Annotated in this window: 22 protein-coding genes; 7 read left to right on the top strand and 15 right to left on the bottom strand. The window is 55.0% G+C overall.

From position 1 onward, the window contains the following. Window positions 1–97 precede the first annotated feature (97 nt). The 3 genes from QZ516_RS11980 to QZ516_RS11970 form a co-directional block, all read right to left on the bottom strand. The gene (locus tag QZ516_RS11980; protein ID WP_297190153.1) at window positions 98–895 is read right to left on the bottom strand and encodes a phosphodiesterase; all 798 of its coding nucleotides are present in this window, start codon (window positions 893–895) and stop codon (window positions 98–100) included. A 51-nt stretch (window positions 896–946) separates the two neighbouring features. Further along, window positions 947–1,405 carry a DUF1249 domain-containing protein gene (locus QZ516_RS11975; RefSeq protein ID WP_297190151.1) on the bottom strand — a complete coding sequence of 153 codons (459 nt, stop codon included), beginning with the start codon at window positions 1,403–1,405 and terminating at the stop codon, window positions 947–949. A 71-nt stretch (window positions 1,406–1,476) separates the two neighbouring features. After that, the gene (locus tag QZ516_RS11970; protein ID WP_297190148.1) at window positions 1,477–2,082 is read right to left on the bottom strand and encodes an NUDIX domain-containing protein; all 606 of its coding nucleotides are present in this window, start codon (window positions 2,080–2,082) and stop codon (window positions 1,477–1,479) included. A gap of 315 nt (window positions 2,083–2,397) precedes the next feature. Here QZ516_RS11970 and QZ516_RS11965 point away from each other — a divergent pair, with 315 nt between their 5' ends. Next, the gene (locus QZ516_RS11965; RefSeq protein ID WP_297190144.1) at window positions 2,398–3,813 is read left to right on the top strand and encodes a TolC family outer membrane protein; all 1,416 of its coding nucleotides are present in this window, start codon (window positions 2,398–2,400) and stop codon (window positions 3,811–3,813) included. Here QZ516_RS11965 and waaA read toward each other — a convergent pair. After that, the gene (waaA, locus tag QZ516_RS11960) at window positions 3,791–5,071 is read right to left on the bottom strand and encodes a lipid IV(A) 3-deoxy-D-manno-octulosonic acid transferase (RefSeq protein WP_297190142.1); all 1,281 of its coding nucleotides are present in this window, start codon (window positions 5,069–5,071) and stop codon (window positions 3,791–3,793) included. The two genes, QZ516_RS11965 and waaA, sit on opposite strands and share 23 nt — an antisense overlap. A gap of 157 nt (window positions 5,072–5,228) precedes the next feature. On the opposite strand from waaA, the gene QZ516_RS11955 reads away from it, so the two are divergent. Both QZ516_RS11955 and QZ516_RS11950 read left to right on the top strand, forming a co-directional pair. Further along, a complete protein-coding gene (locus QZ516_RS11955) occupies window positions 5,229–6,455 on the top strand; it encodes an FAD-dependent oxidoreductase (protein ID WP_297190139.1) in 1,227 nt (408 codons plus the stop codon). 2 nt (window positions 6,456–6,457) lie between these two features. Further along, entirely contained in the window at window positions 6,458–7,261 is an 804-nt protein-coding gene (locus QZ516_RS11950) for an aldo/keto reductase (protein WP_297190135.1), read from the top strand. A gap of 8 nt (window positions 7,262–7,269) precedes the next feature. Here QZ516_RS11950 and hldE read toward each other — a convergent pair whose 3' ends face one another. Further along, on the bottom strand, window positions 7,270–8,694 hold the full coding sequence (gene hldE, locus QZ516_RS11945; protein WP_297190132.1) for a bifunctional D-glycero-beta-D-manno-heptose-7-phosphate kinase/D-glycero-beta-D-manno-heptose 1-phosphate adenylyltransferase HldE: 1,425 nt from the start codon (window positions 8,692–8,694) through the stop codon (window positions 7,270–7,272). Between the two features lie 83 nt (window positions 8,695–8,777). Here hldE and QZ516_RS11940 point away from each other — a divergent pair, with 83 nt between their 5' ends. The 4 genes from QZ516_RS11940 to QZ516_RS11925 all read left to right on the top strand — a co-directional run bounded on the left by QZ516_RS11940 (window position 8,778) and on the right by QZ516_RS11925 (window position 12,769). Next, window positions 8,778–9,431, top strand: coding sequence for a hypothetical protein (locus tag QZ516_RS11940; protein WP_297190130.1), 654 nt, complete (start codon window positions 8,778–8,780; stop codon window positions 9,429–9,431). 177 nt (window positions 9,432–9,608) lie between these two features. Next, window positions 9,609–10,685, top strand: coding sequence for an O-antigen ligase family protein (locus QZ516_RS11935; protein ID WP_297190127.1), 1,077 nt, complete (start codon window positions 9,609–9,611; stop codon window positions 10,683–10,685). A 6-nt stretch (window positions 10,686–10,691) separates the two neighbouring features. Next, on the top strand, window positions 10,692–11,834 hold the full coding sequence (locus QZ516_RS11930) for a glycosyltransferase (RefSeq protein WP_297190125.1): 1,143 nt from the start codon (window positions 10,692–10,694) through the stop codon (window positions 11,832–11,834). Window positions 11,835–11,857: 23 nt separating this feature from the next. Then, the gene (locus QZ516_RS11925; protein WP_297190124.1) at window positions 11,858–12,769 is read left to right on the top strand and encodes a DUF6625 family protein; all 912 of its coding nucleotides are present in this window, start codon (window positions 11,858–11,860) and stop codon (window positions 12,767–12,769) included. Between the two features lie 51 nt (window positions 12,770–12,820). On the opposite strand, the gene QZ516_RS11920 is transcribed toward QZ516_RS11925, so the two are convergent. From QZ516_RS11920 to waaF, 10 genes are read right to left on the bottom strand one after another with little or no spacing between them, the layout of a single operon-like run. Further along, a complete protein-coding gene (locus QZ516_RS11920) occupies window positions 12,821–13,669 on the bottom strand; it encodes a hypothetical protein (RefSeq protein ID WP_297190121.1) in 849 nt (282 codons plus the stop codon). Between the two features lie 26 nt (window positions 13,670–13,695). Further along, a complete protein-coding gene (locus tag QZ516_RS11915) occupies window positions 13,696–14,577 on the bottom strand; it encodes an FkbM family methyltransferase (RefSeq protein ID WP_297190117.1) in 882 nt (293 codons plus the stop codon). A 19-nt stretch (window positions 14,578–14,596) separates the two neighbouring features. Then, a complete protein-coding gene (locus QZ516_RS11910) occupies window positions 14,597–16,333 on the bottom strand; it encodes a carbamoyltransferase (RefSeq protein WP_297190114.1) in 1,737 nt (578 codons plus the stop codon). Between the two features lie 2 nt (window positions 16,334–16,335). Beyond that, window positions 16,336–17,754, bottom strand: a complete 1,419-nt coding sequence (locus QZ516_RS11905) for a lipopolysaccharide kinase InaA family protein (RefSeq protein WP_297190112.1) — start codon at window positions 17,752–17,754, stop codon at window positions 16,336–16,338. Further along, window positions 17,747–18,517, bottom strand: a complete 771-nt coding sequence (locus QZ516_RS11900; RefSeq protein ID WP_297190110.1) for a lipopolysaccharide kinase InaA family protein — start codon at window positions 18,515–18,517, stop codon at window positions 17,747–17,749. The genes QZ516_RS11905 and QZ516_RS11900 overlap by 8 nt, the downstream gene beginning before the upstream one ends. Then, window positions 18,518–19,249 carry a lipopolysaccharide kinase InaA family protein gene (locus tag QZ516_RS11895; RefSeq protein ID WP_297190107.1) on the bottom strand — a complete coding sequence of 244 codons (732 nt, stop codon included), beginning with the start codon at window positions 19,247–19,249 and terminating at the stop codon, window positions 18,518–18,520. Continuing rightward, window positions 19,249–20,064, bottom strand: coding sequence for a lipopolysaccharide core heptose(I) kinase RfaP (gene rfaP, locus QZ516_RS11890; RefSeq protein WP_297190104.1), 816 nt, complete (start codon window positions 20,062–20,064; stop codon window positions 19,249–19,251). Before rfaP ends, QZ516_RS11895 begins: the two co-directional genes overlap by 1 nt. Beyond that, window positions 20,061–21,194, bottom strand: coding sequence for a glycosyltransferase family 4 protein (locus QZ516_RS11885; RefSeq protein ID WP_297190102.1), 1,134 nt, complete (start codon window positions 21,192–21,194; stop codon window positions 20,061–20,063). The genes rfaP and QZ516_RS11885 overlap by 4 nt, the downstream gene beginning before the upstream one ends. Then, window positions 21,194–22,258, bottom strand: a complete 1,065-nt coding sequence (gene waaC / locus QZ516_RS11880; protein ID WP_297190099.1) for a lipopolysaccharide heptosyltransferase I — start codon at window positions 22,256–22,258, stop codon at window positions 21,194–21,196. Before waaC ends, QZ516_RS11885 begins: the two co-directional genes overlap by 1 nt. After that, complete coding sequence (gene waaF / locus QZ516_RS11875) at window positions 22,255–23,292, bottom strand: lipopolysaccharide heptosyltransferase II (protein ID WP_297190096.1); 1,038 nt, start codon at window positions 23,290–23,292, stop codon at window positions 22,255–22,257. Before waaF ends, waaC begins: the two co-directional genes overlap by 4 nt. Window positions 23,293–23,303 lie beyond the last annotated feature (11 nt).

Below are 23,303 nucleotides of genomic sequence, written 5' to 3'. Positions count from 1 at the left end.
ACATACAACCTGCAGGACCAGACCGGAGATTATAACGCTATCGACCGGCAGTGACAGGCTGTGGTTGATACCCCGCCGCAACCGCAGTCAGAATATATCAGTAGCCACTGCAACGATGATCCACCTGCTGCTCAGCCCCGGAAACAAACCCCTCACCGGTCTTCAGGTGACCATCGGCGTACAGATCAATCCAGCGATAGCCGGGGGGGTGTTCGGACAACTCGAAGCCATCACTGCCAGGGGCAAACTGAAAACAGGTCGACGGCGCACTGTGTACCCCGATCCCCTGCCAGGAGGTCGAGAATGCCTGGTGCACATGACCGGCAAAAAGTGCTTTGACCCCGGGAAACCCGGCCACCAGTTCAGCCAGTTGACGATGGTTGGCAACCCGGTGTTTGTCGAGCCACTGGCAGCTGATCTCAACCGGCATATGATGCATAAACAACAGCACATGGCGATCGCGATAACGGTGCAGCAGGTCTGCCAGCTCAGCCAACTCGGCATCTGCCAGTTGCCCTGCCACCTCACCCGCCTGGGCACTGACCAGGAAAATTGCCACCCAGTTATCCAGCTCGACGACTCGCCTGAACGGCTGATGCAGTACCTGACGCATTAGGGGAAAGTCGTCGTGATTGCCCGGCAGCCAGGCAAAAGACCGGGGTTGTTCTGCCATGACTTCATTGAACAAATGGTATGCGCCTTCATCACCGTGACCGGCAATATCCCCGGTCACCACCAACAGATTAGGGACCACATCCTCGCCGGGCAAGGCCTCCAGCACCTGACCAAGGCTCTGGTAGGTGTTGATGCCTGCCAATTTAAAATCACGGCCGGGCCCGAGATGGCTATCCGATAATTGCAGGATTCGGGCAATGTGCCGGGTGCTGTGCTGCAAGGTGATTCGACTCCCTTTTAATGCTCACTGGCAATGGCAATCCAGCCAGTTTCATCCGTATGGCGTTTCGCCGAATAACGGCTCCAGATGATAACCATATTTCAGGCAATGGGATAACCAATCTCCCAAAAAACGATTCCACTGTGCCTTTTCATCCTGATGGTACATCTGCCGGTTGGGATAATCGTAACGGGGCCTGATTTGCCGGACACCTTCCCAGGACAACACCTCCGCAACACGGGCATCGTGATAGAGACGCAGCATCAGTATCGGCAGTTTGAACCAACCATCGCTACCACCATCCCGGGCTCCCTGAGACAGTTCAAGCAGCGTGGTGTAAGCGGTCTGCTCGCGTGCAATCAATCGCAAAACATGCTCGCCGTTGTGACGCAGACCGATTCTGCGCTCGCCACCGTTCGCCATATCGGGAAACAGCTTCATGAGCCGCAGGTAATTTGCGTCACACTCGGCCATGTACCCGATCAGGTCTACTTTGTAACGTACTTTCATCTTCGAAATCACAGTGCTCAGTCACGTTTTTGCCAACTTCACTTTCTCGGCATCAAAAATGGCGCAATCTGTCACACAAAATGCGGGTAATTCATTCGCAACCACATCAGACTAATCATAGTAGCGGCGTTATTGCACTGCCCCTCGTCCAGTCGGGCAAACGCTTCGGTTCTTGGCATGACATGGAGCCTGATGTCCTCCGACTCGTGATCCAGCCCGTAAATACCGCCCGCTGAGCTCAAGTCCAGCAGCGCGCAGAACAGATACATGCGCTCACTGGTATTACCGGGGCTGACCCAGTAATCACAGATTGGCAGCAACCGATCGGGAGTCAGGCCCGCCTCTTCAAGGGTCTCGCGCCTGGCCACCTCTTCGAGTTGCTCGCCCGGTTCAACCATCCCGGCAACCACCTCGTATAACCAGGGGCTTTCGGCATCCTCCAGCGCCCCCACACGAAACTGCTCCGCCAGGGCCAACAGTTCATGTCGGGGATCATAGAGCAGCACACCCACGCAACTGCCCCGCTCGAATAACTCCCGCACAATGGGCTCTGACCATTCACCGGAGAACAGTTTATGCCGCAGGGTCAGTTTTATCATCGAGAAAAAGCCACGAAACAGCTGTTCGCGGCCGAGCACCTCGACATCCTTCCCTGTATAGCGATCCGCTTTGGACATAACCAACCCCCCTCTTCTTTTGGTACTGTAACCGATAGCCATTGGCGGGTCATGCTTTCAAGGGGCAATCAACGGCCCTTGACGACCGGGGTTCCAAGCAGGGCACTCTCCACAAATACCACCCGTCGTCAATAAACACCCAGCCGGCAACTTTCTCGGCTCAAATTCATGTCACTCCCAGCATTCACAATGCCTGAAATCTCATCAGCCGCGCAGACCATTTCGAAAGCCCTGTTCTACGGACAGAGCCATGTTCCAGCGCCGAAAATCTGCTAGACTCTCGCGCTGACAAGCCACCTGATGGAAGGATTTCCGATGCACCCCTTGAAACATCTACGCTGTCTGGCACTGGTTTTGATCAGCCCATTTGCCGTCGGCGAAACGCTGTCTCAAATTTATGAACAGGCGGTGGAACACGACCCGCAACTGCGGGCAGCCCAGGCCGCGTTCCGGGCGGGCAGCGAATCAAAAAATATTGCCCGTGCCGGCTTACTGCCACAAATTACGGCAAGCGGCGAGTACGAAGAGCTGGAGTCTGACGGGGCAAATACCACCGTGCTGGGGCAGGGCGCTGTCTTTGGCCGCGAGGGTCATACGGATACGGATACCAAGGGCTATTCCATCAGCCTGACACAGCCCATTTTCGACCTGCCCGCCTGGTTCACCTTCCAGCAGGGCAAAGCCCTCAGCGAACAGGCCCGGCTGCAGTTTGCCGCTGACCAGCAGCTCCTGATCCTCCGCACTGCCGACGCCTATTTTGAGGTTCTGAGGGCCAGGGAAAACCTGGAAACCGCCCTGGCCGAACAAAAAGCCATCCAGCGTCAGCTCGAACAAACCACAGAGCGCTTCGAAGTGGGCCTGTTGCCCATCACCGATGTCCACGAGGCCCAGGCGGCCTTTGATAGTGCCAAGGTGAACACCCTGGAAATCCGCGGTGCGCTGGATATCGCCTTTGAGGGTTTAACCGTGCTCACCGGCCAGCGATATGAACAGCTGGCGGGTCTGATGCCGGACTTCCCCATTGTCGACCCCCAACCCCTCAGCCGCGAAGACTGGGTTCAATTTGCCCTGCAGAATAACTTCACACTGCAGGCTACCAAATACCAGCGGGATGCGGCTGAAGAAAACGCCACCTCAAAAAAATACGAACATGCCCCCACCTTGTCTGGCTCGATATCCTATTTTGACGATAAATCAAAAAGTGAATTTAGAGGGCGGGATATCAGTGATCCCCCCAACCCGTATTACATCAGCCCGTCGGAAACCAAGCAGGACGGCCATGTGGTGGGGCTGCAGCTGACTATTCCCATTTTTACCGGGGGTCTGGTCAGCGCTGAGCGCCGGCAGGCTTTCCATCGATCCGTTGAAGCAAAGGAGATCTTTACCGGCGCACAACGCAATACTGTGCAGCAAGCCCGTTCTCAGCACCTGTCGGTCCTCACCGACAAGGCCCGGGTGAATGCCAGAAACCAGGCCATCACTTCGGCAGCCAGTGCGCTGGAAGCGACCCAAGCTGGCTACGACGCGGGGACCCGCAACATTGTCGATGTGTTGCTGGCCCAGCAAAACCTCTACCAGGCGCGCCGTGACTACGCCAACGCCCGTTTCGATTATATCGACAGCCTGTTGCGCCTGAAGGAAGTGGCCGGTCAATTGAGTCCGGAAGACATTTATCAGCTCAATGCCTGGCTGGATCCAGCCATCAATGTTACCAAGGCTGGCGTTCGATAACTGCCAATAACCGATCAAGCGCACCGCGATTCTTCTCGGCCACAACTTTTGCTGCCTCCCCCATTCGGGCGGCAGCACCGGGATCGCCCAGCAGCCCTATCACGGTATTGGCAATTGACCGGGCATCTTTGCAGATGGCCATGCCGCCGGCCTCCAGCAACAATCTCGAGACATCGGCAAAATTAAACAGGTGTGGCCCACTCAATACCGGCACCTGCCAGGCTGCCGGTTCAATCAGGTTGTGGCCGCCGGTGGGCACCAGACTGCCGCCGACAAAGGCTATGTCGCAGGCGCCAAAAAACACCAGCAGTTCGCCCATGGTATCGCCGATCAGCACCTGATCCGTCTTCGCAGGGGACTTGCCACTACTGCGACGCACGGCATTTAGCCCCCTGGCCAGACAGCGCTGTGCCACTTCGTCGAAACGCTCCGGGTGCCGCGGCACCAGCACCAACAACACCGCCGGGAATTGTTGGCGGATCCGCTCAAAAGCATCCAGTAAAATATCATCTTCCCCGCGATGTGTGCTGGCGGCCAACAGAACCGGACGTCGGCACCCAGCCTGCCATTGGACCCGGAGTTGTGCAGCCCTGGTCCGCAATGGCTCATCCAGTGTCAGGTCAAACTTGATATTTCCTATCACAGCCAATTGTGATGCAGGCAAACCCAGCGACAGAAAGCGATTGCCGTCTTCTTCGTGCTGCACAGCAACGCTATCAATACACTGCAACATGGGCTCCGTCAGAGCGGCAAATCGTCGGTAGCCACGGGCTGATTTTTCCGACAGGCGGGCATTGGCCAGCACCACAGGGATATTTTGATCGGCACAGCCGTGAATCATGTTGGGCCAGAGCTCGGTTTCCATGATGATCAACAAGTCCGGGTGGACCCGTCGCAAAAAACGATTCACCGCACAGGGCAGGTCATAGGGAGCATAAACGTGGTAGACCCTGTCGCCGAACGTGTTTTTGACGCAGGCTGAGCCGGTCGGCGTCATGGTGGTCACCACCAGTTGCGCCTCGGGATAGCGCTGCTGAAGCCGGCGAATCATCGGCACTGAAGCGAGGGTCTCTCCCAGCGAAACCGAGTGAACCCAGATAGTTTTTGCTGTCTGAGCTTGATCAATGCCCGGCACATAACCAAAGCGCTCCAGCCAGCGCCGGCGATACTCCGGGGCTCTGGCACTTCGCCACAGCAGGCGTATCAGGATCAGGGGTATCAGCAGATAGAACAATGCTGAGTAAAAAAAACGTGCCAAAAAACTGTCTCCTGCCTGCCCGGTAATGGGCGGATTTGCGGAAAGCATAAAGATATTGGGCAGGGTATACTAGCGCCTTTCAGGCCTGTCAAAAGCAAATGGCTGACGGGCCCACCACTCATCGCTCGGCGAGCAGCAACAAGACCCTCTATTTTCTATGGAAAAAAGCCAAAACCACACCGACCTCAGTTGCGATATCGCCATTATTGGTGGAGGGATCGCCGGTCTCTGGTTACTCAACAGGCTGGTCAAGGCTGGCTACAACGCGATACTGCTTGAACAAACTGCGCTGGGTGGCGATCAGACCGCTGCCAGCCAGGGCATGATTCACGGCGGTATCAAATATACCCTCAGCGGCAGTATCACCGGTGCCTCGGAGGCCATTGCGGATATGCCGAACCACTGGCGATCCTGCCTGGCGGGCGAAGGCGACGTTGACCTCCGCGGGGCAGCCATTCTCAGCGATCATTTTTATCTGTGGTCCAGCAGCAGTGCACTGTCGCGGATGACCACCTTCCTCGCCAGCAAGGCGACCCGTGGGCGAGTCAACAAGGTCGCCAAAAAAGACCGTCCCGCCATTTTCCAGCACAATGCATTCAAGGGCAGCCTCTACCAGCTGGTGGATATGGTTCTCGATGTGCCCACCGTGGTCAAGGCGCTGGTCGATAACTGCGCCGAACGCATTTTTCATATTGACTGGCAGCATGCCCATTGGCTGCGTAACAGCGACCAATCCGTGGCCATCCATATTGAGCACGACCAGCAGACCCGACGGCTTGACGCTCGCCAGTTTGTGCTGACTGCGGGGCAGGGCAATGAAGCCATGCTCAACGAACTCGGCATCACCGCTCCAAAAATGCAGCGCCGACCACTGCATCAGGTCATGATCAAACACCATTATCCACACCGCTTTTATGGTCACTGCCTGGGGGCAGAAACCACACCCCGACTGACAATCTCCAGCCACCCCTGCGCTGACGGCGCACAGGTCTGGTACCTGGGGGGGAGCCTGGCAGAGAAGGGTGTTCACCAAACAGCTGAGCAACTGATCGGGACCGCCAGACAGGAGCTCACTGCGTTGATGCCCTGGGTCGATCTCGGCAGCGCACAGTGGGCAACCTTGCGGGTAGACCGCGCCGAACCCCGGCAACGCAATTTTGCCCGCCCCGATAAAGCGTTTGTCTCCCGGGCAGAAAACTGCCCGAATGTCATGGTCGCCTGGCCCACCAAGCTGACCCTGACACCCAACCTTGCCGACGAAGCCATTGCCCTGATACAGGGACAATCCCTACTGCAACCTTCAGCAGCACCTATCCCAGAGCTTGGTTTTCTTGGACACCCACCACTGGCGCCCACGCCGTGGCATACGGTTTTTGGAGCATAGCGGTGCTGCCCAGAAGACCCTTTGGAAACACCGGTATCGACGTAAGTATTCTCGGTTTCGGCACCGTAAAACTCGGCCGTGACCAGGGTGTGAAATACCCCAACAACTTTGCCATACCGGATGATCAACAGGCCGCCCAACTCATCGGCATCGCCCGGGAACAGGGTATTAACCTGATCGACACCGCGCCCGCCTACGGCACCAGTGAAACCCGGTTGGGCCAGCTGCTGAAAGGACAGCGGGAGGCATGGGTCATTTGCAGCAAGGTCGGCGAGGAGTTCGAGCAGGGAAAGTCGTTCTTTGATTTCACCCCGGAGCATACCCGCTTCAGCATCGAGCGCAGCCTGCAACGGCTACGCACGGAAATGATCGATATTGTGCTGGTTCATTCCGATGGTAACGATGAGGCCATCATACGGGACTACGGCACCCTGGACATGCTGGCCCAGCTCAAGGCAGAGGGGAAAATTCGCGCCTTCGGCATGTCCACAAAAACCGTCGAGGGGGGGCTGCTGGCCGCCGAAAAATCCGATGCAGTCATGGTGACCTGGAATCTTCAGTACGACCACGAATTGCCGGTGGTCGATTATTGCCTGGCACAGCACAGAGGCGTCCTGATCAAGAAAGCGCTGGCCAGCGGCCACGCCGCCTTGTCGACAGGGGAAGATCCCGTGCAAAAAACCTTTCAGATGATTTTTCAGCATCCCGGCGTGAGCAGTGCGATTATCGGCACCATCAACCCCGCTCACCTGCGGGATAATATTGACAAAGCTATCCGGGCAACAGCTCCAGGAAACAGCAAGTAAGTAACCGCTTACTTTTTCTGAATTTTGCTGACGATAGCCGTTGTAGAACAGTCGTCCAGAAAATCCAGGGCTGCGATCTGACCGCCATAACCTTCGACAATTTGCCACCCCACCACTTGCTCGCGGCTGTAATCGCCCCCTTTCACCAGGATGTCAGGACGGATCAGCTCAAGCAGCCGCTCCGGGGTGTCGTCATCAAAAGACACCACCCAGTCGACCGCCTCCAGGCCCGCCAAAACCGTCATACGGCGGTCTGCCGGATTGATCGGCCGGCCTTCACCCTTGAGCCGGGTCACGGACGCATCGGAATTGATCGCGACGATCAAGCGGTCACCTAATTTCCGCGCCTGTTCCAGATAACCCACGTGGCCGGCATGGAGAATGTCAAAGCAACCGTTGGTAAATACAATCCTCTCGCCATGGGCGCGAGCATCTGCCACATCGGCAGCTAACTGCTCTTCATTGACCACGCCCCGCTCGGAGCCCTGCTCCTGTTGAATGGCGCGGCGCAGCTCCGGCATGCTGACGGTTGCCGTGCCCAATTTGCCCACCACGATACCGGCGGCAATATTGGCCATGGCCACGGCCTCAGGCAAGTTCTCACCAGCGGCTAGCGCTGCGGCCAGCACCGAGATAACGGTATCGCCGGCACCAGTGACATCGAACACCTCACGTGCCCTGGCGGGCAGGTGCAGCTCCCGCACCCCCTTGCGCAACAGGGTCATCCCCTGCTCGCTGCGGGTAATCAGCAGGGCATCGATATCCAGCTTCTCAAGTAATGCGGCACCCTTATCTTCCAATGCCTGTTCATTTTCACAGGGCCCCACCACAGACTCGAACTCGGCAAGGTTGGGCGTCAGTAGCGTAGCACCGCGATAACGCTCGTAATTGGTCCCCTTTGGATCCACCAACACGGGAATACCGGCATCCCGGGCGGCACGAATGAACGCCTGGGGTTGTTGCAGTGCGCCTTTGGCATAATCGGACAACACCAGTACACCGACATTAGCCAGTAGAGAGGCGACTTTCGCAGGCAGTTGATCGCAGTCCGCCGCCGCAAAACTTTCCTCAAAATCGAGACGCAATAATTGCTGGTGTCGACTGATCACCCGCAATTTTGTAATGGTCGGTTTTGTGGCAGAAACTTGCAGATCCGCGTGGATGCCTGCGGAATCGAGACGGGCCCGCAACGCAGTTGCGGCTTCATCCCGCCCGACAACGGCCACCAACGACGCGCCGGCGCCCAGCGTGGCAATATTCAGGGCCACATTGCCTGCACCGCCCATACGGTCTTCACACTGGGCTACGTTGACAACCGGGACCGGGGCTTCAGGCGATATCCGGGAAGTATTGCCGTGCCAGTAGCGATCCAGCATCAGATCACCGACCACCAGAACCTGAGCCTTGTCAAAGCGAGGAACAGTCAATTTCATCGGAATTATCCAAGGGTAAATTGAGGGTATCTTACCATAGGGCACGACCTTTATAATGGGCCCGCAGCAAGGACCGGAGTGTTATGAAAAAACTGACCAAGCAGGAGTATCAGGTCCTCCGGGAAGGCGCTACCGTGATTGAGGCGGACCCTTTCGGTGAAAAAGTGCTGCTTTTATCCGATGGCACCTATTTGAAGTTGTTCCGGGCAAGGCACCTCTTCTCATTGGCCCGGATATACCCTTACTCGAAGCGGTTTGTTCGCAATGCGCAGAAGCTGGCCGAAAAAGGGATCCCTACGGTGACAGTGATTGAGCTGTTTCGCATTTCATGCATCCACCGAACCGCCGTGCATTACTCCCCGTTAACCGGTAAAACACTCAAGAAGCTGGCCGACAAGATTGACCTCATCATCATAAACAAACTGGGCAGGTTTATTCGGGAGCTGCATGAGAAGGGAATCCATTTTCGCTCATTGCACATGGGGAATATTGTTGTCACCCCGGAAAACCGCCTGGGGCTTATCGATGTTGCCGACATGAAGATATACAGCAAGCCGCTGGACAGGGAATTTCGACTGCGAAACTTCCAGCACACCGCTCGCTACCCCGAAGATATGGCGGCTATCATGCGATTCCTCCCCGGTTTCATTCAGGGATACCAGGCCCGCGAGGGCTCCCCCTTTACAACAGATGAGCTGCAGGATTTATTGACGACCATCTACACCAAACAGAAGTAGCGGACTTATCGCATCCTCCCCTAAAAAAACCGTTTTGGATTTAGCATCACAATGATTGCGACTTCACAGTTTGAAGAAAAGACAAAAACACTCTTTTTTTACAGCGTTGTTTTTTTGCTGACAAGCCTTTTTTTTATCCCCGAAAAAAACCTTCACCTGAAATTATTTATACTATTTGTGTGTATTGCTTTCCCATTAATCGTCGTCAAAGGCCTGTGCAAATGGTCCGCCCTACTTGAATCACGAATAGTAATCGCCTCCTCCCTGTTTTTGGGTTTTTCCTTACTGAGCCTGTTCTGGTCCGAGCCAGAAAGAAGCAGCGACATTCTCAATCCAATTAAAAATATTTTTTATCTGGTCAGTTTCTGGGTTATTTTTTTATTTACGTTTAACGGGGCAAGCCACCGGTTACAGTCTCTCGTCAAATGGCTGATTATTGTCGGCAGTATTACCGCCGCCTGTTATGCAGCCTACCACTACCTGTATCTGGACTACCCCCTCACCAGACGGTTTGCCATTCCCGGCCCCCTGGTCGACAAGGTGCGAACCGGGTTTTGTCTTGGCGCAGGGGCCCTTCTCTGTCTCGCCAGCCTTCTCTATGAACCGGCCAACCGGGAGCGGAAGTCCACTGTCCTGCTGTTGCTGGTAGGGTTAACTGTTTTTCTGGTCACCCTGGTATTGACCCATACCCGATTGGCCATTACCGGAACCCTGTTTTTTGGTTTTGCCATGATTGTCTTTTCCCCCATCAATAAAAGAACCAAGTTTTTATTGATCGGGCTTGGCCTGATGTTACTGATAGCGGCCTGCATTTTTCTCGCACCACTCATTGATGCCTATATCGAAAAGGGACAAAGCTCCAGGCTTGATCTTTGGTCGGGCTATCTGAAGGAGTTCCATCATTACTGGTTCGGCCATGGCCATGGAACGACCATTTATATCGCTGAAGGCGGGCTAGCCGGTTGGAGTGCCTACCACAGCGTCTATCTCGGCGCCCTGCTATCAGGCGGCATTGTCGGCCTCAGTCTGCTGCTACTGATGATATTGACGGTATTGCTCACCGGCTGGAAATTGCGGGCCAACCCCTATGCCGTCGTGGCCACTGTTCTATTTGTATTCGCCTGTACAATGGGCCTGGTCAATCTCGATTCCGTGATTTCCAGACCGCGCGGCTATTGGCTGATTTTTTGGTTGCCGGTTATTGTATTATCACTCTACGAGTTGAAATCATTGCCCAGAAAAGCCTTTGTGTAACCAAAGATGAACAGTGATCAACGATATATTCTGCAACTGTGCCACTGCTACTACGATCCCTTTCTGGATTGTGCCCGGCAGTATGCCGTTTTGTTCAAGGATACGCCCTATAAGGTGATTACCGTTTTTATGACCGGGGAGCCAGACCCGGACGTCGCGAAAAAAGCTTGCTCTGATGAGGTCATTTTTCTCGGCCACAACAGCAAAGCCCTTGCAGGCGCCAAACTGACCGTTATCCGTGAAGTCAAAAAAATCGCCCGGCAATACCCTTTCTCTGCCTGTATTGCTCACCGCGCCAAATCCGCCTATGTGGGACTACTGGCAACAGAACTGCCCATTTTCAGTGTGCGCCACTCATTTGGCGATTTTGACCGCTTTGGCCGACGCCTCATGGGGAACCTGTTCAAATCCCGATTGACGTTACTTGCCGTCTCGAATGCCGTGCGCGATGAAATACGATCCCACCTGCCCGACTGGCCCGAGGAAAAAATCATCACGCTCTACAACCGTATTGATGTTGATGCCGCACGTCAGGGCCTGTTTGAACGTCGGGAGGCACGACATAAACTCCGGCTACCCGAGAACAGCTGGATACTGGGCAGCGTTGGCCGACTGCACCCCGACAAGGATCCGCAGACACTGATAAAAGGATTTGCCCGGGCACTGCCCAATCTTCCCGATGGTGCGCTGCTGGTCATGCTGGGTGACGGAAAACTGCTGCAACCACTGAAGGCGCTCGCCGCTCAACTCAATATCAGCGACAACGTCCTGCTTCCGGGCAACGTGATTGAGGCAAGGCGCTACTTCAGAGCCTTTGATGCCTTTGCCCTGACCTCGGACCACGAGCCATTCGGCATGGTTCTGCTCGAGGCCATGGCCGCAGAGCTGCCGATTATCTGTTCAGGCTGCGGCGGCGGTCCTGAGGTCGTGGGAGACACTGGCGAACTGTTCCCCTTCGGGGACGCTGACGCGCTGGCTGAAGGATTGATACGGGTTTCACAAAAGCAGCTGACAGAAGCCGACCACAATCGGATCTTCCAACGATTACAAAACCATTTCTCCGATTGCGCAGTCAGGGAGCAATTCTGGCAACTGCCTCAGGTCACCAGCACTCTGGGCAAAGCTGTTGCCGCTGATTCAGAACAATAATTCAAACAGAGTGACAACCCGGCTTGAGAACTTCGTCTATTCTTAAAATTATTCCCTACTTTGGCAAATGGCCCGAGTGGATCGACTTTTATCTTGAGAGCTGCCGGTATAACCCGGATATCAACTGGCTTTTTTATACGGATTGCGAAAAACCGGCAATCTGTCCAGCCAATGTCCAATTTATCGAAACCACGTTTGAAGACTACAAACAGCTGGCCAGTTCGCACTTGGGTATTGATTTCAACCCGGCTAACCCCTACAAGCTTTGTGACTTGAAGCCGGCATTGGGTTTTATCCACCAGGATCAACTAACCGGATACGATTTCTTCGCCTTTGGCGACATTGATATCATTTATGGCAAATTGAGGGCTTTTCTGACAGAGCGCGTACTGCAGAAATATAACGTAATCAGCAACCATGAACGGCGTATTTCAGGGCACTTTTGCCTGCTCAGAAATAGCGAGAAATATCGCAACGCCTTTCGAAAAATACCGCACTGGCAGCAACTACTTGAAAACGATCAACACCTGGGAATTGATGAATCGAAATTTTCAAAGGTATTCCTGCCGCACCGAAAGCATCCCAAATGGCTACAGTGTTTTTGGTCGTTATCGTCTTCTTACCAGCGAAATACGCTCTACAAGGAGCAATACTCTACAATCCTCTCTCCCATGCCATGGTGGGATGGGAGCATGAATCATCCTCAGCAATGGTTTTGGCAAAATGGGAAGCTGACCAATAGTAGCGACGGCGAGCGGGAGTTTATGTACCTGCACTTCATGAACTGGAAATCCAATACCTGGCTGCCGAAACCCCTTCGCAACGAGCCCTCTGCCTGGATGAAACTGGATAAGCTCGTTCACGTTGCCATTGATATCGCGGCCAAAGAGGGCTTCAAGATTTCACCGGAAGGTTTTACCGCGATCAATTCATGAAATGATCCACCACTGCGTTGCCTACGACGCCTTTTGACACGGATGCTCCCTCTACCCCGCATGATCAAGTCCTTCGGAAGAAAACCTCAAGGAAAACTGCTTTAGCAGCGCCTGAAGATCTCGGTTTTTTTCTATTCTCTCTATCTGAGTCTCCGTCAAAAATTCTCGCCAGCGTTGATCAAAGAATTGGGCGCCGCCTTTCTCCCTGACCCACTCATACTCTTTTTTCTGAGTACCGTGATGCTCAAAATTCCAGTAGCCCTTTTGCCCGGGCTCATAGTCGACATCGATCCATTTACAAATATCCGCCAACGTCTCGTCCGGCCTTAACGCCAGCTCTTTGTAGGTAACCATTCTGGCGGGCAACCCACTTGATTTCACAAAAGCGGCCATTTTTCGATTCTGGGAAATCCACTTGTAGATACAGACGGTCAACAGGTCGCCAAAAAGCAGCTTGCCGATTTTAAGTGGATTCTTTCTGATCTGCTTGATCCGCTCACGCAACCCAATCTGTTTTTCATCAAAACGCATCAGCCAGCGTCTCGCCAGGGCGCGGGGATCCCTGACAAGATGAATCAGACGAATATCGTATTCACTGCTGGGAATAAAGTTTTCAAACCATTCTGATTTTTTGGAAATGTCCACCAAAAACTCAACTTTATCATCGACCCTTGAGAATAATTCCTTATATAAATCCGGTTTCGGACATTCTTTTATATTGTGATAGAGGCGGCAGTCACCAAGATCCTCACAAATATAGCAGGAAACCGCATCAAAACTTTTATAAATATTTTTCAGTTCGCCAAGATGTTCGCCACGACTATGACTACCCAAAAGAAGTGAGAAGAAGTGCGATCCGCTGTAATTTGATGAAAGAATAAAAATTAGTTTTTTTTTCATTTTTTATAAAACCTATAAATAAAATTCTACGATTTTGGAATAATAACAATATCCCTGGAATTCTTGATTTTATTTAAGACAGAGAAATCTTTAACGGGAGCAAATCGAGTTTTTTCCCAGAGAAGGATATCGTGGTCGTAGGGAATTTTTTCACAAATATTTTCCAGCGGATAATGACGCCGATTAAATTCTAATGTAATAACTGGCTTATCTCTGAGAAGCCGACTTTTTGCGCCTTCTAAAACACCCGGCTCATAACCTTCAACGTCAATCTTTACCAAACAAACCCTTTTCTCTACATCGCTCAACAACGAGTCGATGGTCACAGACTGAACTTTCATCCCTGTTTTTTCGCTTGAAATATGCGAAATACCAATATTTACCTCCTCACTACAATCTTGAAAAAAAACGAATCCATTGCTGTTTGAAGCTGCCAGCTGATGTAATTCAACACGGTCGGCTGTATTTTTTTTTATATTTTTTTCAAGCCTGGAAAATATTTTCGGCGAAGGCTCAAATGAATAAACATAAACATGTTTGTTGGCAGCCAATGCGATTAACGTATGAATACCTACGTTTGCACCAATATCCAAAAACAGAGAGTCATCCAAGAGATATTTTTTGTAGAATGGATATATGTAATCTGGCACCGCATTAAAATAAACTACTGCTGTATTCAAGTCAGATGAAAAGCATTCAACTTCCGTTTTTTCATTTTTAATAATATTATTGAAACCAAGATTTATTTTTGTTTTTTTTGCATAAATTTTGATCGCTTTTTTAATTCTCCGTCCAAGGTATTTCTTTATTATTTTATTTTTAGACCTCAATATATTAGAGACCAAATGGTAAGATAAACTTTTCTTACTACTGTACGCAGCTTTTAGCAAATGTTGCAGCACTGACATTCTCCCTCGTTATTTAGCTTCATGCGCCCGCTTTTATCACCAACACATCTTCCATAATCAGATACTGCAAGTCGGAACCAAAAAACATATTCAGGGCATCGGTCGGCGAGCAAACCATGGGCTCTCCCCGACGATTCAGCGATGTATTCAATACCACCCCATTGCCGGTCAGCTTTTCCATCTCCTCCATTAACTCATAGTAACGGGGGTTGTATTCGCGCTTGAGCGCCTGTGCGCGAGCAGTGCCATCCTCATGGACGACTTCCGGCACTCGGGTTTTCCACTCATCGTTCACCTCGAAGGTAAACGTCATGAACGGTGCCGGGTGATCTATCCTGAACATCTGTGGCGCAACGCGATCCAGCATGCTAGGACAGAAGGGTCGCCAGCGTTCGCGAAACTTGATCTGCTCATTGATCCGGTTCGCTACTCCCGGAGCACTTGGGCAGCCCAGAATGGAGCGGCCACCCAAAGCACGCGGACCGAACTCCATCCGGCCCTGAAACCAGGCCACAGGATGTCCCTCCGTCAGCAGGGCGGCAATTTTTTGCGGAACCTGGTCAATCAACTGGTAGTCGGGCTTGTTCGGATGCACCTCACAGGCGCGAATACAATCTTCATTGCTGTAGCTCGGCCCGAGGTAAACGTGCTGCATGGGCTCCGGCTGGATGCCGCGCTTCACCAGTGCATAGGAGGCAGCACCCACCGCCGTGCCGGCATCTCCGGAAGCCGGCTGCACATAGAGCTCCTTGACTTCTTCCCGGGCGATAATTTTCTGATTCAGCTTCACGTTGAGCGCGCCACCGCCGGAAAACGCCAGTTTGCCCGTCTCCCGGAGAATGTCGCCGAGGTAATAGTCCATCAGCTTGAGCACCACGCTTTCAAACAGGGCCTGTATGGTGGCGGCATAATCGATGTAGGGCTCATCGGCGATATCACCCTCGCGTTTCGGCCCGAGCCAGTCAATCAGCTGCGGGCTGAAATAGAAACCAACGCCATCCTGCTTGTAGCGGCGCAGACCCACGGTATTGACCAGTTTGGTATTGACCCGAAAATCCTTGCCATCGAAATCGATTAACCGGGAAAAGTCATACTTGCTGGCATCGCCGTAGGGCGCCATGCCCATCACCTTGTATTCACCGTCGAGCATTTCGAAACCGAGGTACTCGGTCATGGCACCGTACAGGCCACCGAGGGAATCAGGGTCATAGAATTCCTTGATTTTATGGATTTTTCCGTTCTCGCCATAGCCAAAAAAGGTGGTGGCATATTCACCTTTGCCGTCGACCCCCATGATGGCTGTTTTTTCCTTGAAGCCACTCAGGTGGTAGGCGCTCGAGGCATGAGCCAGGTGGTGCTCCACCGGCTCAAACTCCACATCGGCCGGGTTGATCCCCAATTCACGCAGCAAGCTGAAAACCCGCTTGCGATAACGCCGGAAACGGCGATTGCCGTTGAGCAGGGCATCCAGTGCCCGGTCGGGCGCGTACCAATAACGCTTGGCAAAATGCCAGCGGGCCGGGGTAAAAAGCGAGATCGCTGCGAAGGGAACGGCAACCACATCCACCGCTTCCGGCTTGATACCGGCGAACTCCAGACAGAATTTCGCTGCCTGATAGGGCATTTTTCCCTTGGCATGCTTGTCGCGGATAAAGCGCTCTTCTTCCGCCGCCGCCACCAGCTTTTCATCCACATACAGGGCTGCGGATGAATCGTGATTCAGCGCACCGGAAATACCGAGAACAATTGTCGACACTGTTAAACCTTTTTATTGATGAGTTTAATACCGCACTGACCGGCATAGGGCCGCAACAGCTGTTCAAAATGCTGCCAGGTTTTGCCTTGCCAGTTATCCATAAAGCGCTGTAAATCCTTACCGTACGCAGCCTTGAAGAACCATTTGCAGCGGTGGCGGCGCAGCGCATCCAGATCGATCAACTGGAGCTGCTCCCCGCACACAATCAGGTTGGTGGCCTTCATATCACCGTGGCTGACTCGACCCAGCCACATGATAGCAAACAGACGACTGACCTCCCGGTCCAGCCAATCCGGAATCCCGGCGGGTCCATGCCTCAACAGCCAGCCCTGCAGACTTTCGCCACTGGACCACTCGGTAACCAGGTACGCCCCCTGGCAAAAGAGGCCAGCCCTGTTTTCCCGCATGGCCAGCGGCCTGGGTGTGGCAATACCCAGCAGTTCCAGCCGATGGGCATTTTGCCAGGAAATCCAGGCACGACTGCGCCGCAGAGCGCGCCCCAACCCGTGCCATACGTCTTTGATATTGTAACGTTTGAGCACCCAGCTACCGCTATCACCGGCCAGCTTCATCACGGTCGCGGTATTGCCGCGCTTGAGAAAGGTCGCCTGCCCCACAGCCACCTCCGGCTGGGTGATGACCTGTAGCAGTCTATCAGTGACCCGCTGTCTGGCCATCACGACAAAAGCACTCCTGACCTTCAGCCGCTGAAACTGGGTACAGTCGCGGATCGTCTTCGCCAAATAGTGGCGAATCCGTTTTTCCCGCATCCGGGCAATCAGCGGCTGCAGTTGTTCTGGTTTCGGTGCACCGGCTCCGTAGGCCTGAATCACCTGCGGCATCAGCTGATCATATTCCGGCACCATCTGCGCAAAGAACATGGCGAGATTGTGCAGCGGTTTTTTTAGCGGCTGAATGCCACCGCCGTCGATCATAAAGAGCACGCCATCTCTGCAAAGAAAATTATCGAGATGAATATCCGCCTGCATGACACCGGCACGGTGCAGACGCCCGATCATGGCAACGGCGTCGCTCAGCAATGTCAGCATCGCCTCCAGCGGCCGTGAAGCATACACCTGACGTAGACTGATGGCATTTTCAAGAAATGCGGTGGCAAGGAAATCACCACGCTTGCCCGTGCTGTCCTTCAGGGACCAGACTTCTCCAGGGCAGGGAACACCGGCATCCTCCATGGCCTTCAGGCCACTTCGTTCGCGCGCAAAGTCCTTGCGACGAAAAAAAAGCTTCACCAGCACATGGGCACCACCCCAATGGGTTCTGAACACCAGTCGACGGCCGGGGAGATGGCGATAAATCTCTTCACAGACCATGCTGTCGAGCCCGGTGGCCTGCAGGGAAAACGGTGCCGCCAACGAAAGATCACTCCGCTGCAGCGCATCCAGAGTCAGTGGGTCATTCATCCCGAGCCGCCCCCTTAGCGTACATTCTTCGCATCACGGCCTGCTCCAGCGAAGCCAGGGACCAGGGATAAGGGCTCGCCTCGTTGTACGCCGTATAGAGCAATCGGCGTTCATCCCGGGTCAGAGACGGGCTGTGGCGCAGCAGCGTGTCCAGGTCCCGCAGGCCGGCCCAGCGACTGAAGATCCGCTTGCATTTTTCCAGATCAATCAGGCGCAATTCGGTGGGATCATTATCCGAGAAATAAATATGCTTGGCGTAAAGACAGCCATGTTTCACCCCGGCGGAGTGCAGTCGGCCGATCAGCTGCCCCAATGCGCAAAGCCCGTTGGCGCGATCACGATCCGGCATTGGCCGGGCGAGCCATACATCGAAAGGCGAGAACTGTTCTAGCGCGGCAGTGGCCAGAATCGCCCGGTCCTCTCTGAGACTTTCCCGCCCGACGCAGACAACCTCTAGTGTCTGGACCCCCTGCTTTTTTAACCAGCTTATTTTCTGCCACTCCCGCAATGCAACCGGAATGCCCCGTATCGGGCTACCGGGAGTGCGGCAGTTATAGTTGGCCTGACGCTTGAGATAGAAAGTTTGCCGTTGACCGTTCACGGGAACCGACAACTGACCCACTTCGCTTCGACCACCGCGGGTCAGGTTAGGTTCGTCCACCCGCTCAATGGCGACATTCCACCAGGCGGAAAAATGGTCCAGATTCAGCGATTCAAAAAGCGCGACAAACGTTGGTTCAAGCTGAAAAAACTGCGCTTTCATCTATTCCCGCCCCGCAAAAAACGCCAGCACCTTGCGGATAAATGTCTTGTCAGCCGCAGTGAGTCGATCCCTGCCGACATAGTGAAGGTAAAAGCGCAATCGCACAGTTCGGCTGAGACAGTATTTGGCCACTTTATCGAGACAGGCGATATCCTTAATCTTCTTGTAGGCCAAAAGCGGGCCCCTCCACGTCTGCCCCATCGGACAATCGATCAGATACACTTCTGGCGTCACCTCCCCGGCCACCAGAATATTGCGCCACTTCAAATCGTTGTGGGCAAAGCTGTTGGCATGGAGCCGTTTGGCCACCTCAGCCACCTGAACCACAACCTGATCCAGCCAGGTGCGATCTCGCAACAACTCGGGCCGCTGCCTGACCAGAGAATGCAGGTCGATGGCACCGGGCACTTCCTCGGTTATCAATACGCCCCTGGCGCCGGATTCACCATAGGCCGCGATGGGCGGCACCCTGAGGCCCAGCTCGTGAAACAACAGCAGGTTTTCCCATTCGGCCCTGACGCGGCTTCGCCCCAGCCAGCGCCTGACGGCTTTGCCCCGCCGCGAATAGCGTTTCACATAATAGGATTTTCCGTCGATTTCCGTCAGGATCAACTCACTGATGGGGCAACGGGTAACCCGCCGGCCGGTAACGGCGAAGACACTGTCCAGAGAGGAGAATCGCTCGGCAGCGGTCTCACTGAGGATCGCCCTGTCGACAAACCAGCATGACATCAGGTGTGATACCCCTTTCTGATGCCCTTACGGTGCAACTTATCCGCGTCCTCGCGCACAGCATGCCAAAGTCGACGGTTTTCGTCGCGGGCCCTTCGCAGGGGCTGCTGTTTGTACTCCACCAGAAAACACGCCACATCCCGTTCGTCGAAACCCACCCGGCGCGCCGAATAAAAGAGTGCCGCCAGATCCTTGTGTCGCCAGCGGCGGGGGGTACGGTGGCGGATCTGCACCCGGTGCAGATCAATCAGATAAAGCGGCCGCTTCGACACCGCAACCGCCTCCATTGCAGAGGAGGTATCGAGCAGAAAGTGACACAGATAGTAATCCCGGTGATTGATGCCGTTGTCATGCAGGGTTCTGGAAATGCGCGCCAGCCGTCGCACCAAGGCGCGGCGTTCACTCACGCCCATTGAGGCCAGCACCTGGGGATTACAGTATTCGTCCAGGGGCAATGTGGGCTCCAGCGCACGGGTTATCAGGAAGGATTTCTCGTTGGCCGGATTCCAGCCGCGTCGACCGAACGCCACTGCCGTCATGGTCTCCACCCCCAACTCTGCCAGACGGGAGATGGCCCGGTATTCATTTTCGGCGCCCAACACCGGGGCGCGCAGATAGAGCAGGTTTTTGAGCAACTCCCCGATACCGATACCGGCATGGGTTTTCACGAAGTACGCGCCACCTTCACATTCAAAACGGGTTGTGCGGCGGTCACCCATATCCCGGAACAGTTCACCAGTCAGGGAAAACGCCGCCTCAAACGGATCGCTGTCCCGCCATCGCGACGCGAAGGGCTCGGCCAGAAACAACTTCAAGCTGTGCTCCCCAGAATAATGTCAGCCGCGCGCTCGGGCATGCTGTATAAATCGGTCTCGTCGGCAAACCGCAGGGCATTGTCGTGCCAGCGTGCGCGATCCCGGTCACTGGCCAGCATCTCCGCAAGCAGACGGTTGAAGGTCGACTGGTCGAACGGCTGAGTAGCCACACGACCACAGTCCGCATCGAGTACATAATGGGCATAACCACAAGCTTCGGTCACCAGCAGAGGCAGGCCGGCCACTAAAGCTTCCAGCAGTACGGTACCGGTGTTTTCGTGGCGGGCCGGATGCAGCAGCAGGTCTGCCGCCAATAGAAAATCCGGGACATCGGACCGGCCGCCGGGCATAAAGACCTGCGTCCCGACGCCCAACTGATCCGCCAGACCCTGCATTTTCGCAGGATCGTCAGAACCCAGCGCCACCAACCGGGTTCGGGCGCGCAGCGCTTCGGGCAGCGCCGCCAGGGCCTGAATACTGCGATCGAGTCCTTTGCGCTCAAAGTCTGACCCTATCTGAACCAGCAACAGGCCATCGGCTGGCAGGGCGAATTCTGCACCCAGCTTCTGGCGGGCGGCAACCCGCAACTCGGCAGCATTGGCCGGGGCGCGGCGGTCGGGAGAAATACCCGGCGGCAACAGATGGAAACGGTGCTCGGGCGTGGCGTAATACTGTTTGAACAGGGCCTGCTGGGTGGCAGAGATCATCAACAATTCGGTTTTTGCCGCGGGGGAGAAAACCGCTCTTTCATAGGCAGAAAAATGCCGGTAGCGCGGGCTGTAGCGATACCACGGCTTTCGCAGTCGGCGGGATTTGTCCTCGAAACAGGGGTCCGCTGCGTAATAGACATCGAGGCCGGGCATCTTGTTGAAGCCGACCACCCGATCGACCGGTCGCCTGCGCATGTCGGCCTCAACCCAGCGGGTAAACTTTTTATAGCGGCGATGATTGAGCCAGGCCCGCACCGGCACTGTTACCACTTCAAACCCCTCCGGCATATCCCCCTGCCAACTCAGCGTATAAACCCTGATGCGGTGTCCGCGCTGCTGACAGGTTTGTGCAATCCTGACCAGGTCCCGCTGCAAACCGCCAAACGGAAAATACTTGTAGAGTAAAAACGCCAGTTGCATCAAATCGCTCCATGGTCCGCCAGCAGCTTCTGCAGGCGCTCAAATACATTGTCGGGGGCAACACGGGTAAAGCATAGCGGTTGTTCGCGCTGCAGGTCGAATTGTCGAGCCTCCTCGGCGGTGGGACGGTATTGGCAGGTTTTCTGCAAACAGGGCGCGCAGGGAAAGTCGCTGGCAAGATGGACTTGCGAGGGACCATAAGCGCCGGTAAGCCCCGCATCGGTGGGGCCAAACAGCGACAGACAGGGCACATCAAGCGCTGCGGCGAGGTGCCCCAAACCTGTATCAACGGCGACGCAGGCCTGCGCTCCCGCCACTACGCCGGCCATGTCGGCCAGGGATAATGAGGGCAGCACCTGCACTCGCTGGAGGCCCTCGGCAATCCGTTCTGCCCGAGCCTTTTCCTCGGCGTTGCCCCAGGGCAGCTGAACCCCGATTTCACGCTCGACCAGCTTTTCAGCCAGCTCACGCCAATACAACTCGGGCCAGTGCTTACTCGACCAGGTGGTGCCATGAAAAAACAGCACCTGGGGCCGATCCGAGGAGAGCCCGGCCAGGGCCTGACGATTCAGACCGTAGTCACCGAGGCCCGTCGGCAAAGCATAACCCAGCGCCGCCGAAAATAACTGCCGCACCCGCTCGACCGCGTGCTGGCCTCTCGGTACGGCAATGGGCTGGTGGTAAAACAGTGCCGCCAGCGATTCCCTCGCCGACTGCCGGTCCAGACCAAATCTTCGGCCTTTTGCATAACGGGTCAGCCACGCGCTCTTCAACAGCCCCTGGGCGTCGATCACCGCGTCGTAGGGGCGCTCGGCAATACGGCTTTTGAACTCGGCCCACTCACCACTACGCCGGGCCTGCAACGGGTGTTTTCGCCAGCGCCGCAGGGCAACCGGAATCACCCGATCAACCGCCGGATGCCAGGCCGGAACCTCCACAAAGGACTCCTCCACCACCCAGTCAAAACGGATGCCGGGGATGGCGGCGGCTGCATCGGTGAGCGCCGGCAAACTGTGGATCACATCACCCAGGGACGAGGTTTTAATCAGCAGTATCGACGTCATGGTGCAGACACCAGTCGATCGAGAGCCGCCGTCACCCGTTCCGGGTATAACTCCCTGAGACACTTGAGGTGTCCCAGCGGGCATTCGCGCTTGAAGCACGGCCCACAATCCACGGGAATTGACAAAATCGCCACCTCATCATTGAGCGGCGGCGTAAAGGCGGGCGAGGTGGAACCATAAACCACCACCAGCGGACGGTTCAGGGCAGCGGCTATATGCATCAACCCGGAATCATTGCTCACCACGGCATCGACGACCGACATCAGGTCGATCGCCTCATCCAGGCTGGTTTTGCCCGCCAGGTTATGGCATTGGCTTCGCTGCTGCTCAGGCAAACCGTCGATAATGGCCTGCGCCACCGGGCGGTCTTTTTCCGAGCCCAGCAACCAGACCTGCCAGCCCCTGGCAATCTGGTGGCCAGCCACGGTCGTGTAATGCTGCTCCGGCCAGCGCTTGGCCGGGCCGAACTCGGCTCCGGGACAGAGTGCCAGAATGTTTTGATTGGCCTGAAGGTCAAACTGCTGGCGCAGTGCCGGAACCCGGTCTGTTTTCGCATGCAGGTCGGGAGCCGGCAACGAGGTTGGCAGCGCGGCGGCCTCCGGCAACGCCAGGGCATCAAAACGCTGCACCATCAGGGGGTACTGCTGCTTGTCCAGATGGCGGAGATCGTTCAACAGCAGATAGCGCATTTCCCCTTTCCAGCCAGTCCGGAGAGGGATCCGGGCTAGCCAGGGAATCAGCGCAGACTTGAGAGAATTCGGCAACACAATGGCCTGACTGTAACCTTCGGCGCGCAACTCCCGGGCAATCTGGCGGCGCACCGACCACATCAGGCTGCCGTGCCCAACGGGCATATCAATCGCCCGTTCGACCTCGGGCATACGCGCCAGCAATGGCCGACTCCAGGCCGGAGCCAACACATGAATCCGAGCGTCCGGAAACTGCTGTTTGAGAAGAATAAACAGAGACTGCGCCATCACCATGTCCCCTATCCACGAGGGACCGATGATGAGAATTTTTTTACCCGATGCCATGCAATGTCCCG

Origin of the sequence: uncultured Porticoccus sp. (assembly GCF_913061305.1) — a bacterium.
Taxonomy (GTDB): domain Bacteria; phylum Pseudomonadota; class Gammaproteobacteria; order Pseudomonadales; family Porticoccaceae; genus Porticoccus.
The sequence above is the reverse complement of the archived record's forward strand: the minus strand, read 5'-3'. Positions and strand labels throughout refer to the sequence as shown.

Excerpts from the sequence above, each read along its gene's own strand:
- QZ516_RS11975 (WP_297190151.1), bottom strand. The coding sequence starts at position 1,405 with ATGAAAGTACGTTACAAAGTAGACCTGATCGGGTACATGGCCGAGTGT.
- QZ516_RS11970 (WP_297190148.1), bottom strand. The coding sequence starts at position 2,082 with ATGTCCAAAGCGGATCGCTATACAGGGAAGGATGTCGAGGTGCTCGGC.
- QZ516_RS11965 (WP_297190144.1), top strand. The coding sequence starts at position 2,398 with ATGCACCCCTTGAAACATCTACGCTGTCTGGCACTGGTTTTGATCAGC.
- QZ516_RS11955 (WP_297190139.1), top strand. The coding sequence starts at position 5,229 with ATGGAAAAAAGCCAAAACCACACCGACCTCAGTTGCGATATCGCCATT.
- hldE (WP_297190132.1), bottom strand. The coding sequence starts at position 8,694 with ATGAAATTGACTGTTCCTCGCTTTGACAAGGCTCAGGTTCTGGTGGTC.
- QZ516_RS11940 (WP_297190130.1), top strand. The coding sequence starts at position 8,778 with ATGAAAAAACTGACCAAGCAGGAGTATCAGGTCCTCCGGGAAGGCGCT.
- QZ516_RS11930 (WP_297190125.1), top strand. The coding sequence starts at position 10,692 with ATGAACAGTGATCAACGATATATTCTGCAACTGTGCCACTGCTACTAC.
- QZ516_RS11920 (WP_297190121.1), bottom strand. The coding sequence starts at position 13,669 with ATGAAAAAAAAACTAATTTTTATTCTTTCATCAAATTACAGCGGATCG.
- QZ516_RS11915 (WP_297190117.1), bottom strand. The coding sequence starts at position 14,577 with ATGTCAGTGCTGCAACATTTGCTAAAAGCTGCGTACAGTAGTAAGAAA.
- QZ516_RS11905 (WP_297190112.1), bottom strand. The coding sequence starts at position 17,754 with ATGAATGACCCACTGACTCTGGATGCGCTGCAGCGGAGTGATCTTTCG.
- QZ516_RS11900 (WP_297190110.1), bottom strand. The coding sequence starts at position 18,517 with ATGAAAGCGCAGTTTTTTCAGCTTGAACCAACGTTTGTCGCGCTTTTT.
- QZ516_RS11895 (WP_297190107.1), bottom strand. The coding sequence starts at position 19,249 with ATGTCATGCTGGTTTGTCGACAGGGCGATCCTCAGTGAGACCGCTGCC.
- QZ516_RS11885 (WP_297190102.1), bottom strand. The coding sequence starts at position 21,194 with ATGCAACTGGCGTTTTTACTCTACAAGTATTTTCCGTTTGGCGGTTTG.
- waaC (WP_297190099.1), bottom strand. The coding sequence starts at position 22,258 with ATGACGTCGATACTGCTGATTAAAACCTCGTCCCTGGGTGATGTGATC.
- waaF (WP_297190096.1), bottom strand. The coding sequence starts at position 23,292 with ATGGCATCGGGTAAAAAAATTCTCATCATCGGTCCCTCGTGGATAGGG.